The sequence below is a fragment of the Pseudomonas sp. R45(2017) genome, from assembly GCF_002112305.1.
Taxonomy (GTDB): domain Bacteria; phylum Pseudomonadota; class Gammaproteobacteria; order Pseudomonadales; family Pseudomonadaceae; genus Aquipseudomonas; species Aquipseudomonas paraglycinae.
On the sequence record NZ_NEHH01000013.1, the window covers coordinates 22,228 to 35,143 of the forward strand.

14 protein-coding genes are annotated in these 12,916 nt (G+C 62.3%); 6 read left to right on the forward strand and 8 right to left on the reverse strand.

Annotated features, from left to right (window positions below; translation table 11 throughout):
* Together CAF74_RS26070 and CAF74_RS26075 are read right to left on the reverse strand one after the other, a co-directional pair.
* Positions 1 to 567, reverse strand: coding sequence for a hypothetical protein (locus CAF74_RS26070; RefSeq protein WP_085748241.1), 567 nt, complete (start codon positions 565 to 567; stop codon positions 1 to 3).
* A gap of 86 nt (positions 568 to 653) precedes the next feature.
* Positions 654 to 1,427: a hypothetical protein gene (locus CAF74_RS26075; RefSeq protein ID WP_085748242.1), complete on the reverse strand. Its 774-nt coding sequence runs from the start codon at positions 1,425 to 1,427 to the stop codon at positions 654 to 656.
* A 147-nt stretch (positions 1,428 to 1,574) separates the two neighbouring features.
* On the opposite strand from CAF74_RS26075, the gene CAF74_RS26080 reads away from it, so the two are divergent.
* Together CAF74_RS26080 and CAF74_RS26085 are read left to right on the forward strand one after the other, a co-directional pair.
* On the forward strand, positions 1,575 to 2,114 hold the full coding sequence (locus CAF74_RS26080; protein WP_085748243.1) for a chalcone isomerase family protein: 540 nt from the start codon (positions 1,575 to 1,577) through the stop codon (positions 2,112 to 2,114).
* A 76-nt stretch (positions 2,115 to 2,190) separates the two neighbouring features.
* On the forward strand, positions 2,191 to 3,510 hold the full coding sequence (locus tag CAF74_RS26085) for an Nramp family divalent metal transporter (protein WP_085748244.1): 1,320 nt from the start codon (positions 2,191 to 2,193) through the stop codon (positions 3,508 to 3,510).
* Here the strand turns inward: CAF74_RS26085 and CAF74_RS26090 are convergent.
* Positions 3,507 to 4,400, reverse strand: a complete 894-nt coding sequence (locus CAF74_RS26090) for a LysR family transcriptional regulator (RefSeq protein ID WP_085748314.1) — start codon at positions 4,398 to 4,400, stop codon at positions 3,507 to 3,509. The genes CAF74_RS26085 and CAF74_RS26090 overlap by 4 nt on opposite strands.
* Positions 4,401 to 4,515: 115 nt before the next feature.
* On the opposite strand from CAF74_RS26090, the gene CAF74_RS26095 reads away from it, so the two are divergent.
* Positions 4,516 to 5,118: an NADPH-dependent F420 reductase gene (locus CAF74_RS26095; RefSeq protein WP_085613537.1), complete on the forward strand. Its 603-nt coding sequence runs from the start codon at positions 4,516 to 4,518 to the stop codon at positions 5,116 to 5,118.
* Positions 5,119 to 5,224: 106 nt separating this feature from the next.
* Here the strand turns inward: CAF74_RS26095 and CAF74_RS26100 are convergent, their stop codons facing one another.
* From CAF74_RS26100 to CAF74_RS26110, 3 genes are read right to left on the reverse strand one after another with little or no spacing between them, the layout of a single operon-like run.
* Positions 5,225 to 6,406: an acetyl-CoA C-acetyltransferase gene (locus CAF74_RS26100; RefSeq protein WP_085748245.1), complete on the reverse strand. Its 1,182-nt coding sequence runs from the start codon at positions 6,404 to 6,406 to the stop codon at positions 5,225 to 5,227.
* Between the two features lie 11 nt (positions 6,407 to 6,417).
* The gene (locus CAF74_RS26105) at positions 6,418 to 7,083 is read right to left on the reverse strand and encodes a CoA transferase subunit B (RefSeq protein WP_007956272.1); all 666 of its coding nucleotides are present in this window, start codon (positions 7,081 to 7,083) and stop codon (positions 6,418 to 6,420) included.
* 24 nt (positions 7,084 to 7,107) lie between these two features.
* Positions 7,108 to 7,806, reverse strand: coding sequence for a CoA transferase subunit A (locus tag CAF74_RS26110; protein WP_007956274.1), 699 nt, complete (start codon positions 7,804 to 7,806; stop codon positions 7,108 to 7,110).
* A 284-nt stretch (positions 7,807 to 8,090) separates the two neighbouring features.
* On the opposite strand from CAF74_RS26110, the gene CAF74_RS26115 reads away from it, so the two are divergent.
* The gene (locus CAF74_RS26115; RefSeq protein WP_085748246.1) at positions 8,091 to 8,969 is read left to right on the forward strand and encodes a LysR family transcriptional regulator; all 879 of its coding nucleotides are present in this window, start codon (positions 8,091 to 8,093) and stop codon (positions 8,967 to 8,969) included.
* A gap of 10 nt (positions 8,970 to 8,979) precedes the next feature.
* On the opposite strand, the gene CAF74_RS26120 is transcribed toward CAF74_RS26115, so the two are convergent.
* The gene (locus CAF74_RS26120) at positions 8,980 to 9,822 is read right to left on the reverse strand and encodes an NAD-dependent protein deacetylase (RefSeq protein ID WP_085748247.1); all 843 of its coding nucleotides are present in this window, start codon (positions 9,820 to 9,822) and stop codon (positions 8,980 to 8,982) included.
* An 81-nt stretch (positions 9,823 to 9,903) separates the two neighbouring features.
* The gene (locus CAF74_RS26125; RefSeq protein WP_085748248.1) at positions 9,904 to 10,950 is read right to left on the reverse strand and encodes a class I SAM-dependent methyltransferase; all 1,047 of its coding nucleotides are present in this window, start codon (positions 10,948 to 10,950) and stop codon (positions 9,904 to 9,906) included.
* A 343-nt stretch (positions 10,951 to 11,293) separates the two neighbouring features.
* On the opposite strand from CAF74_RS26125, the gene CAF74_RS26130 reads away from it, so the two are divergent.
* The gene (locus CAF74_RS26130) at positions 11,294 to 12,133 is read left to right on the forward strand and encodes a DUF692 domain-containing protein (RefSeq protein WP_085748249.1); all 840 of its coding nucleotides are present in this window, start codon (positions 11,294 to 11,296) and stop codon (positions 12,131 to 12,133) included.
* Positions 12,126 to 12,875 (forward strand): DUF2063 domain-containing protein, encoded by a 750-nt coding sequence (locus CAF74_RS26135; protein ID WP_085748250.1) that lies wholly within the window; start codon positions 12,126 to 12,128, stop codon positions 12,873 to 12,875. The genes CAF74_RS26130 and CAF74_RS26135 overlap by 8 nt, the downstream gene beginning before the upstream one ends.
* Positions 12,876 to 12,916: the final 41 nt, after the last annotated feature.

Genomic DNA, 12,916 nt, shown 5'->3' on the forward strand with positions numbered 1-12,916 from the left:
TCACTTTTCCTTGAGGATGGTTTTCACCAGTGCCTCGTGACCGCTCTTGTCGCTGGCTCGGGAAATCACCTGGACCAGCGCCATGCGCGTGCCGGAACCGGCCAGCAACGTGGTGTTGAGAGTCTGGCCGCCGCCCTGGGTGGCGGTGCTGTCGACCTGACGCAAGCCCAGGCCGTTACCTTTCTGGGTCAGGCTCTTTTCGCTGAGCTTGTTGAAGTCCGGCAGGGCCTTGCGTTGGGCGTCGATGAAATCGGAGACGGTGCCGTCGAGGAATGCACTGTCGTTGTCCTTGACGTTGTTGCCTTCGGGAATCTGGTTTTCGGCGACGATGACCACAGTCTTGGTGGCGTCGTTGCTGTACATGGTGCCCTTCGCACCGGTCGGCCCGGCTGGCAGCGGGTCGCCGACAAAGCCCTTGGGCAGGACAAAACTGAATTTGCCGTCGAGCATCGAGACTTTCTCGGTGACAGCCTTCTCTTTGGCTTTGGCTGCCTGAGCATTGATGGCACCGAAACCGGCCACCGCCGCCAACAACAGGACGACGGCTTTCTTGCTAAGCAATGACATTCGAATCTCCGAGGGATGGTCGCGCTTGGGCGGCGATCATCCCACGGAGCACACCCGGCACTCCAGAGCGGTTTGTCCGGGCGGGTTCAGTTCGGCGACGGTGCCGGCGCGGGTTTGGCCAGCAACTGCCGGGTGACGCCCAGCATCGCCACCGAAACGGCCACAGCCACCACGAAACCGCCGAAACCCAGATTGGGAACCGTCAGCGCCAGCACCAGACAAAACGCCGAAAACGAATACATCCCCGTCGCTGTCGCCCGCAACAACGCGGCGGTAAACGCCGGGCCACGGGTCTGCTGGGAGAACACCGCCATCACGCTGCCGAGCACCGGGAACACCGCGAGCAGACCGCTCCAGCGCTCGCCGACGGTGCTGGCCAGCATCGTCACCACCAGCGTGAGCGCGGCCCCGGCGATCATCCGCCAGACCAGTTTGTCCGACTTTGGCGCGGGGCCGCTGACCACCGGTTGCACCTTGGGAAACAGGTATGGCGCGGCAAGCAGGGCAGTTGCAGCGGCGGCAATCGAGAAGGGCAGAGAGGCCGGTATCAGCGACAGGATCAACGCCAGCACGGCCCAGACCGATAAAGAAACCACCAACGCCAGCGGCCAGCTCGTCCGCTGCGCCACCTGCGCGTAAGTGATGCAAAACGCGATCATCGCAAACATGGCCGACAGCGCCGCCACCGCCGATTGCGCGGCAAACGCCGGGCCTTGCTCGATGGCGAGGAAAAACAGAATCGGCCCGACCACCACTGGCAACCCCGACAGCCACCCGGCGACGCTGGGGCCCCAACGCTTGCCCGCGAGGGAAATCAGCAGCAGGAAACCGGGAATCAGCAGCAGTTTGAGGATCAGCACGCAGGTGTCTCCGTCGGGTCAATAAGGGCCACGTTAGCATTGTGGTTCACGGATTGCTGCATATGCATGCAAAACATGTATACAAAATGACGAGCGCAATAGCCGACTATGCTCTGAGTATCAGGGTTTACCGGAGTCGATACCGCGATGAGCAATACACCGAAGTTGTTGCGTGGATGCTGCGGGATCGGCTTGTGGGCGTTGTTGCTGACACCCACTTGGGCCAGTTGGCAAGACGCGGTGCCCGGCGCGCAGATCATCGGCACCGGCGATTTCAGCGTGTTCGGTTTCGACGTTTACAACGCCCGGTTGTGGAGCGCCGCGCGTCCATTGGCCGATGGTCAGCCCTTCGCCCTGGAGCTGATCTATCGGCGCAGCGTGTCCCGCGAAGATTTGGTCAAGGCCAGCGTCGACGAGATCAAACGCCTGGCAGGCGCCTCCATCAGTCCTGCGCAACTGGCGGTGTGGCAGGCCCAGATGCAGCAATCGTTCGTCGACGTGCAGGCCGGCACGCGGATCACCGGGGTGTATCTGCCAGGGCAGGGCGCGCGGTTTTTTGTTGGCCAACAGTTGCAGCACGAGATCAATGACCCTCTGTTCGCCCAGGCTTTTTTCAATATCTGGCTGGATCCACGCACGCGCAATCCCGAACTGCGCCAGCAACTGCTGGGTACTGCCAAACCCTGATCGCAGCACATCTGCGCTTGGGCGCGCCGACTGAAACGTCTAAGCTGCGTCTTTCGACTTGTTTCTGGATGTGTGCGTGAAATTCAGCTTGCCCAAAATCGCTACGGCGCCGTTCTGCCCGCCGGAAGTGGCCGGCAGTGTTCCGGTCGATCCCAACGCCTCGTTCTTCAAACGCGTGCTGCGCTTTGCCGGCCCCGGTTTGCTGGTGTCGATCGGCTACATGGATCCGGGCAACTGGGCCACCGCCATCGAGGCCGGTTCGCGCTTCGGTTACAGCCTGTTGTTCGTGGTATTGCTGGCGAGTCTGGCGGGCATGGTTGTGCAATGTCTGTGCTCGCGATTGGGCATCGCCACCGGGCGCGATCTGGCGCAGCTGTCCCGCGAACGCTACAGCACTCCGACGGCGCGGCTGCAATGGGTGCTGGCGGAAATCTCGATCATCGCCACCGACCTGGCAGAAGTGCTCGGCTGTGCGCTGGCGTTTCACCTGTTGCTCGGGTGTTCGCTGACGTTCGGCATCGCCCTGACAGCATTCGATACTTTGCTGGTGCTGGCCCTGCAGAACCGTGGTTTCCGCCGGCTGGAAGCGATCATGCTGGTGCTGGTGGGCACCATCGGCGCGTGTTTCTTCGTCGAGCTGTTGCTGATCAAACCGTACTGGCCGGACGTCGCTCTGGGCTTCAAACCGTCGCTGTCGGCGATCAGCGACGCCGCGCCGTTGTACCTGGCCATCGGCATCCTCGGCGCCACTGTCATGCCGCACAACCTGTATCTGCACACGTCGATCGTACAGACACGGCTGATCGGCAAGGATCTGGCCAGCAAGCAGGACGCGGTAAAACTGGCGCGCATCGACACCATCGGTTCGCTGGCGCTGGCGTTGCTGGTCAACGCGGCGATCCTGATTCTCGCGGCGGCAGCCTTTCATCAGTCCGGACACACCGACGTGGTCGACATCCAGGACGCCTATCACTTGCTCGACCCATTGGTGGGCGGCGCGCTGGCCAGTGTGCTGTTCGGCGTGGCGTTGCTGGCCTCGGGGCAGAGTTCGACCTTCACCGGCACCATCGCCGGGCAAGTGATCATGGAAGGCTATCTGAACCTGCGGATCCCTTGCTGGCAGCGGCGCCTGATCACCCGTGGGCTGGCGCTGATTCCGGCATTCATCGGCGTGTGGCTGATGGGCGACGGCGCGGTGGGCAAGTTGCTGGTGTTGAGCCAGGTGGTGTTGAGCCTGCAACTGCCGTTTGCGCTGTATCCGCTGATTCGCATGACCAACGACAAGCAACTGATGGGGCCGTTTGTGAACCGGTTGCCGACCAAGGTGCTCGCGTGGGGATTGTTTGTGGTGATCAGCGGGGCGAATGCCTGGTTGATTCTGCAGCTGGCGGCCTAACGGCCAAACGCTTCCACCACAAAATCAATGAACACCCGGGTCTTGGCCGGCAGTAAAGTGCGGCTGGGGTAGTACAGCGAAATCGCGCCGGCATCGCATTGCCAGTCGGGCAACAGTCGCACCAGTTCACCGCGTTCGATCTGCGCACTGACATCGGGCAGCACCAGCATCGTCACGCCCAGACCCAACAACGCCGCGGTGCGCATGGCCATCGGGTCATTCAGGACGATGTTCGGGTTGAGCAGGGCGCTGGCCTGTTCGCCGGCTTCGTTGTGCATCTGCCATTGGCGCAGGCGCCCGGTGCGCAGGCCGCGCATGACGATGCCGTGGTGATCGGCGAGATCAGCCGGATGTCGCGGCAGTGTGCGGCCGGCCAGATACGTCGGCGACGCCACCGCCAGCACTTCGGCGGACGACAATGGCCGGGCGACCACGCCGGGCGTCAGTTCGAAGCCGCCACCAATCGCCACGTCGTAGCCCTCGGCGATCAGATCCACCTGACGATTCTCGAAGTGCCATTCCGGGCGAATCAGCGGATAGCGCGCCAGAAACTCCGGCAGCAGCGGCAGCATGTGATCGATGCCGAACGTCGGCGGCAGGCTGATCTTGAGCACGCCTGCCGGCTCGCCGCGCTCGGTCGCCACCGTCGCAATCGCTGCCTGCAAGGCGTCGAGGTTGCCGCCGATGCTCGCCAGAAAACCTTCACCTGCCTCGGTCAACGACAGCTTGCGGGTCGAGCGTTGAAACAGCCGCACGCCGAGGTTGCGTTCAAGAATGGCCACGTTGCGACTGACCGCCGCCGGGGTCAGCGCCAGCAACCGTGCGGCGGCGGAGAAGCTGCCGGTCTCGGCGCTGCGGACGAAAGATTCCAGATTGGCAAGGGTTTCCATAGGTTCGACCTGATAGCGATGCTTGAAGATCATTCAAGACATTACCGGCTAATCAAGTGGGAATGGCAAGCGCAAGATTCGTTTCGAGTCTTACCCCCACTTTGAGGAGAACACCATGAGCACTATCGGAATCATCGGCGCTGGCGCCATCGGTTCAGCGTTTGCCAAAGCCTTGTCGCGTCAGGGCATCCCGTTGGTCATCGCCAACAGTCGCGGGCCGGAGACCCTGGCCGAGCTGGTCGCGGAACTCGGCCCGACTGCCCGTGCCGTTACCCGTGAAGAAGCAGCGGCTCAGGACATCGTGCTGGTCGCGGTGAACTGGTCGAAACTGCCGACCGCACTGGCCGGGCTCCCGGACTTCGGTGGACGGATCGTTATCGACGCCAACAATTCGATTGAAGCGCCATCGTTCAAACCGGTGGATTTGCAGGGGCGGCCGTCCAGCGAAGTGTTCGCCGAATGGGTGCCGGGCGCGCGGGTGGTCAAGGCGTTCAACCACTTGCTGGCGCGTTTGCTGGAAGCGGATCCGGCGTCGGAGGGGGGCAAGCGTGTTCTGTTCCTGTCCGGGGATGATGCGCAGGCCAAGGCTGAAGTGGGAGCGCTGATCGATCAGCTCGGCTTCTTCGGTATCGATCTGGGCGAGTTGAGCGTGGGTGCGCGACTGGTGCAGTTCCCGGGCGGGCCGTTGCCGGTGCTGAATCTGGTGAAATTTGGCTGACGACCGGGCAAAAAAATACCCGGTGCGACGTGAGTCGTACCGGGTTTGTTGCCAACGGGCAGTGGATGTCGTGGATCCGCCGCCCGCTGTTGAACCTCTTTTGCGCTTAAGCGCGTTCCAGCGCCAGGGCCACGCCCTGACCGCCGCCGATGCACAGGGTCGCCAGACCCTTTTTCGCATCACGCTTGATCATTTCGTGGAGCAGGGTCACCAGCACGCGGCAGCCCGATGCACCGATCGGGTGACCGAGGGCGATGGCGCCGCCGTTGACGTTGACCTTGTCCAGATCCCATTGCAGATCCTTGGCCACCGCCAGCGATTGCGCGGCGAAGGCTTCGTTGGCTTCGATCAGGTCGAGTTGGCCGATGCTCCAGCCAGCTTTGTCCAGGCAGCGGCGAGTGGCGGACACCGGGCCGATACCCATGATCGCCGGGTCGACGCCCGCGTTGGCGTAGGCAGCGATTTTCGCCAGGACCGGCAGGCCCAGGGCCTTGGCTTTTTCGGCGCTCATCAGAATCATGGCAGCCGCGCCGTCGTTCAGCGACGAAGCGTTGCCGGCGGTGACGCTGCCGTCCTTCTTGAAGGCCGGACGCAGTTTGGCCAGGGATTCGGCGGTGGTGTCGCCGCGTGGCTGCTCGTCGACCTTGAACGCCACCGGATCGCCTTTGCGCTGCGGAATCAGGATCGGGGTGATCTCATCGACAAAACGACCGGCCTCGATGGCCGCGGCGGCTTTCTGTTGCGACGCAGCGGCGAAGGCGTCCTGCTGCTCGCGGCTGATCTCGTACTTCTCGACCAGGTTCTCGGCGGTGATGCCCATGTGGTAATCGTTGAACGCATCCCACAGGCCATCGCTGATCATGGTGTCGACGATTTGCGCGTGACCCATGCGCAGACCGGTGCGCGCGCCCGGCATCACATAATTGGCCAGGCTCATGTTTTCCTGGCCGCCGGCGATGATCACGTCAGCATCGCCGCAACGGATCGCCTGGGCGCCGAGGTGCAGGGCCTTGAGGCCCGAACCGCAAACCTTGTTGAGGGTCATGGCCGGTACGGCGTGGGGCAGACCGGCCTTGATCGCCGACTGGCGCGCCGGGTTCTGGCCGGCGCCGGCGGTCAGTACCTGGCCCATGATCACTTCATCGACCTGAGCACCGTCCAGACCGGTCTGCTCAAGCAACTGGCGGATGACCGCTGCGCCCAGATCCACGGCGGAGACGGTGGCCAGCGATCCCTGGAAACTGCCGATCGCGGTACGCGTGGCGGCAACAATGACGACGTCTTGCATTTTCGAATTCCTCACTCGGCAGCGAACTGCATTTCCGGTACGTGATCCGGGACGATCAGTTTACCAGCGGTTTTGGCGACGATTTCCTCGACGCTGACGCCAGGTGCGCGTTCCTTGAGGACAAAAGCGCCATTTTCGATTTCCAGGTACGCAAGGTCAGTCAGGACGCGCTTGATGCAACCGGCGCCGGTCAGCGGCAGGCTGCACTGGCTCAGCAACTTGGACTCACCGTCCTTGGACGCGTGGGTCATGATGACGATGATGTTGTCGGCGCCGGCCACCAGGTCCATCGCGCCGCCCATGCCCTTGACCAGTTTGCCGGGGATCATCCACGAGGCGATGTTGCCTTGCACGTCCACTTCGAAGGCGCCGAGCACGGTCAGGTCGACGTGACCGCCGCGGATCATTGCGAAGGATTCGGCGGAGCTGAAGATCGACGCGCCAATGCGCGCGGTCACGGTTTGCTTGCCGGCGTTGATCATGTCGGCGTCGATGGTGTCTTCAGTCGGGAAAGGGCCCATGCCGAGCAGGCCGTTTTCCGATTGCAGCATGACTTCCATGCCTTCGGGGATGTAGTTGGCGACCAGGGTCGGGATGCCGATGCCGAGGTTCACGTAGTAGCCGTCCTGCATTTCGCGGGCGACGCGTTGAGCCATTTGTTCGCGGGTAAGTGCCATGTTCTTGTTCTCCGTCAGCCTGGATTATTTGCGGATGGTGCGTTGTTCGATGCGTTTTTCGAACGTGCCGCAAATGACCCGGTCGACGTAGATGCCGGGCGTGTGGATGTGTGCCGGATCCAGCTCGCCGGGTTCGACGATTTCTTCGACTTCGACCACGGTGATCTTGCCGGCGGTGGCGGCCAGCGGGTTGAAGTTCTGGGCGGTGTGGCGATAGATGACGTTGCCGAAGTGGTCGGCTTTCCAGCCTTTGACGATGGCGAAGTCGCCGGTGATGGACTCTTCCATCAGGTACTTGCGACCGTGGAATTCACGCACTTCCTTGCCTTCGGCAACCGGAGTGCCAACGCCGGTGGCGGTGAAAAAGGCCGGAATGCCGGCACCGCCTGCGCGCATTTTTTCGGCGAGGGTGCCTTGCGGGGTCAGGACGACTTCGATGTCGCCTTTAAGCAGTTGCTCTTCGAACAGTTTGTTTTCGCCGACGTAGGAGGCGACCACCTTGCTGATCTGGCGATCGGTCAGCAGCACGCCGAGGCCAAAGCCATCCACGCCGCAGTTGTTGGAGACGACGGTGAGGTCGCGGGTGCCCTTGCGCTTGATCTCGGCGATCAGGTTTTCCGGGATGCCGCACAGGCCGAAGCCGCCGGCGATTACGGTCATGCCGTCTTCAAGACCTGCCATGGCTTCCTCGTAGGAATACACGCGCTTGTCGAAACCTGCCATATGCACCTCTTTTATTGTTTGTCGGGCGGCTGGCTAGCCGAATGACTGGAGTGTCGCGCTGAAGGATATATTTGTTAAGTTGATTTTTAAGGTTGATTGATTGATAAAGCTCAATAATTGACCTCGTTGATCGTTCCCACGCTCTGCGTGGGAATGCCTCTAGGGACGCTCCGCGTCCCAGTGACGCGGAGCGTCACGGGCTGCGTTACCACGCGGACGGTTCGACGCCTCGACGTGGGAACGATCAATGAGGTGTTCAGCTTAGTCCCTTGAGTGAATCGTTCATGACCATCAAGCAGATACGCGCTTTTCTCGCCGTGGCCCAGAGCCTGAGCTTTGCCGTGGCCTGCGAGCGCCTGCACCTGTCGCAATCGGCGCTGAGCCTGACCATCAAAGCGCTGGAAGAGGGCCTGGGCGGGCGCCTGTTCAGCCGCAACACGCGCAACGTGGCGCTGACCCCGGAGGGCGAATCGCTGCTGCCGCTGGCCCGGCGCCTGATCGCCGACTGGGACAACGCCGAAGACGAAATGCGCCAGCGCTTCAGCCTGCAGCGTGGGCGGGTGACGCTGGCGGCGATGCCATCGTTTGCCGGCAACCTGCTGCCGCCGATCCTCAAGACCTTCCGTGCGCGTTATCCGAACGTCAACGTGACGGTCAACGACGTGATCAATGAGCAAGTGCTGGAAATGGTGCGCGATCGTCAGGTGGAACTTGGCGTGGCGTTCGAGCCGATGCAGAACACCTCGCTGACCTTCACGCCTCTTTATAAGGATCGCTTCGTTGCGGTGGTGCCGCAGGATTCGTCGCTGGCCGACTGTAGCGACATTGATTGGCAGACCTTGCTGCAGGAACCGTTCATCACCCTGCAACGACCGTCCACGGTTCGGGTGATGCTGGAGGAACACTTGCAGGCCCGGGGCATGAAACTGCCGGTGGAATTTGAAAGCCATCAACTGGCGACAGTCGGGCGCATGGTGGCGAGTGGGCTAGGCGTCAGTGCGGTGCCGGCGTTGTGTGCCGGGCAGATGCGCGAGTTGGGCGCGCATTGCCTGACCTTGCACGAGCCCGTGGTTGAGCGGGCGATTGGCGTGCTGACGGATCCGGGGAATGAACTTTCGGCGGCGGCTCAGGCGCTTTTTGACATTCTCAAGGCTGAACACTGACCTCGGCAGGTCATGCAGTCAGGCGTTGTGCCAGTAGCGGCAGCAGCTGTTCGCACGATCCCTCAATCTTCAAATCCAGCAACTCATCCGCCCGCGTCTTCCCCAGATTGATCGCAATCAGCGGCTTGCCCCGATCCGCAATCACCCGGCACAAGCGAAACGCCGAATACGCCATCAACGACGAACCCACCACCAGCATCCCGGCGGCATTTTCCGCCAGCGCCATGGCCCGCGCTGCTGTCGGCTGCGCCACGTTCTCACCAAAAAACACCACGTCCGGTTTCATCCGTTCGCCTGCGCAATGCGGGCAGTGCGGCACCTGGAAGCGCGCCTCGAAGGCTGGATCGAGCAGAGTGTCGCCGTCCGGCGCCTGCACGGCATCGACGCCGGCCAGATACGGGTTCTGCGTTTCCATCAATTGCTGAATCGAATCCCGCTCGCTGCGCTGACCGCAATCCAGACACAGAACCCGGTGCAGGCTGCCGTGCAGTTCGATGACGTCGTGACTGCCGGCCTGATCGTGCAGGGTGTCGACATTCTGGGTAATCAGGCCGCCAATCCGCCCTTGGCTTTGCAGACTGGCCAACGCCTCATGGGCAGCGTTCGGCCGTGCCTGGCGCACGCGCGGCCAGCCGAGCATGGCCCGGGCCCAGTAGCGCCGACGCGATTCCGGGGCGGCGAGGAATTCCTGGTACATCATCGGCTGCCGGCCACGGCGCACACCGTCGGTGTCGCGGTAGTCCGGGATGCCCGACGGCGTGCTGATGCCGGCGCCGGTCAGCACAATGAAGTCGCCGTCGGCCATGACCTCTTGCAGATAGTCGAGCGGGTCGGGGAGGGGACGGTCGAGCATGATCAGCGCTCCGCAGGCTGTAAGTGCCTTGCAGGTTAGCACCGACGGACACCTCTTTTCAGAGGCATCCGCTGCCCGAGGTTATTTGCGAGCCTCCAGAATCAGGTTGAACGGCGTCTGCGTCGCACGCCGGAAGTGTTTGAAACCTGCTTCGGTAAACACTTTGCGCAAGCGCGATTCTCCCGCCTGCGCACCGAGGCCGAGCCCCACTTCCTGGGACAGCGAGTTTGGCGTGCAGATGAACGTCGACGCGGCATAGAACAAGCGCCCGACCGGCGTGATGTTTTCGTCCAGGGTGTCGTTGGCAAACGGCTCGACCAGCAGCACCGTGCCGTCGTCTTTCAAGGATTTAAACGCATGCTTTGCCGCACCGACCGGATCGCCCATGTCGTGCAGGCAGTCGAAATAGCAGATCAGGTCATAGTCATCGCCGGGATAGCTTTTCGCCGTGCCCTGGAAGAACCGCGCACGACTGCTGACGCCGCCTTCTTCGGCCCGTTGGGTGGCAACGGTGATCGAAGGCGCGTGATAGTCGAAGCCGACGAACCGCGAGTTGGGATACGCCTGGGCCATGATCACCGTGGACGCACCGTGACCGCAGCCGATGTCGGCGACCTTGGCGCCTGCTTCGAGTTTGGCCACCACGCCGTCCAGCGCCGGCAGCCACTCGGCGATCAAATGCCCCTTGTAGCCGGGACGAAAGAAGCGCTCGGTGCCGGTGAACATGCACGGATGGTGATCGCCCCAAGGCAGGGCGCCGTTGCCGCGCATGGCCTTGACCAGTTTGTCCTTGTCATGGAAAAACGACGCCACCACCCCGAGGCCGCCGGCCACGTACACCGGCGAATCCTCCTTGGCCAGGGCCAGCGCCTGTTCTTCCGGCAAACGAAACTTGCCGTCGTGGTGTTCCATGTAGCCGGACGCCGCGTGGGCGCTCAGCCATTCGCGCACCAGTCGCGGGTTGCAGGTGGTTTTTGCAGCGAGGGATTCGGGGCTGACCGGCTGGCTGTCGGCCATTGCCCGATACAGGCCGAGTTCTTCGCCGACAATGACATTGGCCAGCATCGCCGCGCCGCCCATGTCGTTGACCAGTTTGCCCATGAATTCGTTGAGTCTGGCCTCGTCCATTTCATGTGCTCCTTTGACAGGATCACAGTCCGGTGGCGTTGGGGGTCGAGGCATTCACCACCGGGCGGTGGTCGTGGAAACGGGCAGGGCGACACTGCTGTCCTGCATCCCCCTCGACTGGGTACTGATTGAGTCTAGCCGCTGTTGGCGCCGGCGGGAGCGGGCTGTGTGGATTTCGGGGTTGTGTATCGCGACGGTGTCTGTATCCCACTGTGTACAGGCCCGCCGCCGATACAAATCCCGCCACTTCCCCCGCATTACCCACACAGCCGCGATACACCCGCCGGTTTAACTGAGCCTGTCAGTCGCCGCCCCCGGCGGCTCCTCAGCAGAGACCTTGCCCATGCAGATTCCCCACCCCACCTTGCAGGCCAGTGTCGGGCTCGGCCTGCGTCGCGGCCTGATGAAAGACCTGCAAGCCGCTCGCACCGGCGATTTCGACTTTCTGGAAGTCGCCCCGGAAAACTGGATCGGCGTCGGCGGCGCTCATGGCGCCGCGTTGCGTGAGCTGGCCGAGCGATATCCGTTGTCCTGTCACGGACTGTCGTTGTCGCTCGGTGGTTCGGCGCCGCTGGACGTCGGTTTTCTCCGGGAAGTGCGGACCTTCCTCGATCATCACAAAGTACCGCTGTACAGCGAACACCTGAGCTATTGCAGCGACGACGGTCACCTCTACGACCTGCTGCCGTTGCCGTTCACCGAAGAAGCGGTGCGCCACGTCGCCGCACGGATCCGCCAGGCCCAGGACATTCTTGGCCGGCGACTGGCGGTGGAAAACGTTTCCTATTACGCGGCGCCCCGGCAGGACATGGACGAAGTGACCTTCACCAACGCCGTGCTGCGCGAGGCCGATTGCGATCTGCTACTGGACGTCAATAACGTCTACGTCAATTCGATCAACCACGGTTTCGATCCGCAGACGTTCCTGGCCGCCATCGAGCCGGGCCGGGTGGTCGGGATGCACGTGGCCGGGCATTTCGACGAGTCCGACACACTGAAGATCGACACCCACGGCGCCTCGGTCAAACCGGTGGTCTGGTCGTTGTTGGCAGACGCTTATGGCCGATTCGGTGCGCAGCCAACCTTGCTGGAACGTGATTTCAATTTCCCGGCGTTTTCTGAACTGGTGGCCGAACTGCAAACCGTCCGCCGCCTGCAAGCCGAAGGAGGCCCGCGTGGATAATCTTCTGCTGCAACAACAGGCCCTGACCCGCTATTTGCGCGATCCAGAACATGAAGCGCCACCCGCCGCCATGAACGCGGCGCGGGTCAATGTCTATCGCGATCTGGTGTTCAACAATGTCTCGCAACTGCTGGGCAGCACATTTCCGGTGCTGATCCGGATCATCGGTCAGGAACGCTGGCGCATGTTGATCCGCGGCTTCCTGCGGGACTACCGCGCGCAGACGCCGAAATTCGGTGAGATCGCCGAGGAGTTTGTCGGCTACCTCGCCTCGGAACCTGCCGTGTTGAGCAAGGGCGACTGGCCGGCGTTTCTGGTCGAGCTGGCGCATTACGAATGGGTGGAAATGGTTTTGCAGCAGTCCGACGCGGAAGCCTTGCCTGTGAGTGATCCGGTGCAGTTGCTGGAGCAGCCGTTGCAGGTTTCGGCACTGGCCTGGCCGTTGGCGTACACCTGGCCGGTGCAAATCCTCAGCCCTGACCATCAACCGTCTACACCACCGGCCCAGCCAACGTTGTTGCTGGTACGGCGTGCGGTAGATTTCAGTGTGAAGTTTTCCGAGCTGAGCCCGCTGGCGTGGCGGTTGTTGCAGCGGATCGAGGAGTTCCCGTTGCTCAATGGTCGTGAGCAACTGCAAGGGTTGGCGTTGGAGGCGGGGTTGCCGGAAACAGTGTCATTCATGGACAGCGGTCTGGCGTTGTTGCAGCAACTGCATGAGGACGGAGTGATCGGCATCAACTGATCTCACCGACAACAAAAAGCCCTGTGAGAGCATTGGCTCCC

What these genes read in the sequence shown, in the direction of transcription:
- CAF74_RS26070 (WP_085748241.1), bottom strand. Translation starts at nt 567, where the DNA reads ATGTCATTGCTTAGCAAGAAAGCCGTCGTCCTGTTGTTGGCGGCGGTG.
- CAF74_RS26080 (WP_085748243.1), top strand. Translation starts at nt 1,575, where the DNA reads ATGAGCAATACACCGAAGTTGTTGCGTGGATGCTGCGGGATCGGCTTG.
- CAF74_RS26090 (WP_085748314.1), bottom strand. Translation starts at nt 4,400, where the DNA reads ATGGAAACCCTTGCCAATCTGGAATCTTTCGTCCGCAGCGCCGAGACC.
- CAF74_RS26095 (WP_085613537.1), top strand. Translation starts at nt 4,516, where the DNA reads ATGAGCACTATCGGAATCATCGGCGCTGGCGCCATCGGTTCAGCGTTT.
- CAF74_RS26100 (WP_085748245.1), bottom strand. Translation starts at nt 6,406, where the DNA reads ATGCAAGACGTCGTCATTGTTGCCGCCACGCGTACCGCGATCGGCAGT.
- CAF74_RS26105 (WP_007956272.1), bottom strand. Translation starts at nt 7,083, where the DNA reads ATGGCACTTACCCGCGAACAAATGGCTCAACGCGTCGCCCGCGAAATG.
- CAF74_RS26110 (WP_007956274.1), bottom strand. Translation starts at nt 7,806, where the DNA reads ATGGCAGGTTTCGACAAGCGCGTGTATTCCTACGAGGAAGCCATGGCA.
- CAF74_RS26115 (WP_085748246.1), top strand. Translation starts at nt 8,091, where the DNA reads ATGACCATCAAGCAGATACGCGCTTTTCTCGCCGTGGCCCAGAGCCTG.
- CAF74_RS26120 (WP_085748247.1), bottom strand. Translation starts at nt 9,822, where the DNA reads ATGCTCGACCGTCCCCTCCCCGACCCGCTCGACTATCTGCAAGAGGTC.
- CAF74_RS26125 (WP_085748248.1), bottom strand. Translation starts at nt 10,950, where the DNA reads ATGGACGAGGCCAGACTCAACGAATTCATGGGCAAACTGGTCAACGAC.
- CAF74_RS26130 (WP_085748249.1), top strand. Translation starts at nt 11,294, where the DNA reads ATGCAGATTCCCCACCCCACCTTGCAGGCCAGTGTCGGGCTCGGCCTG.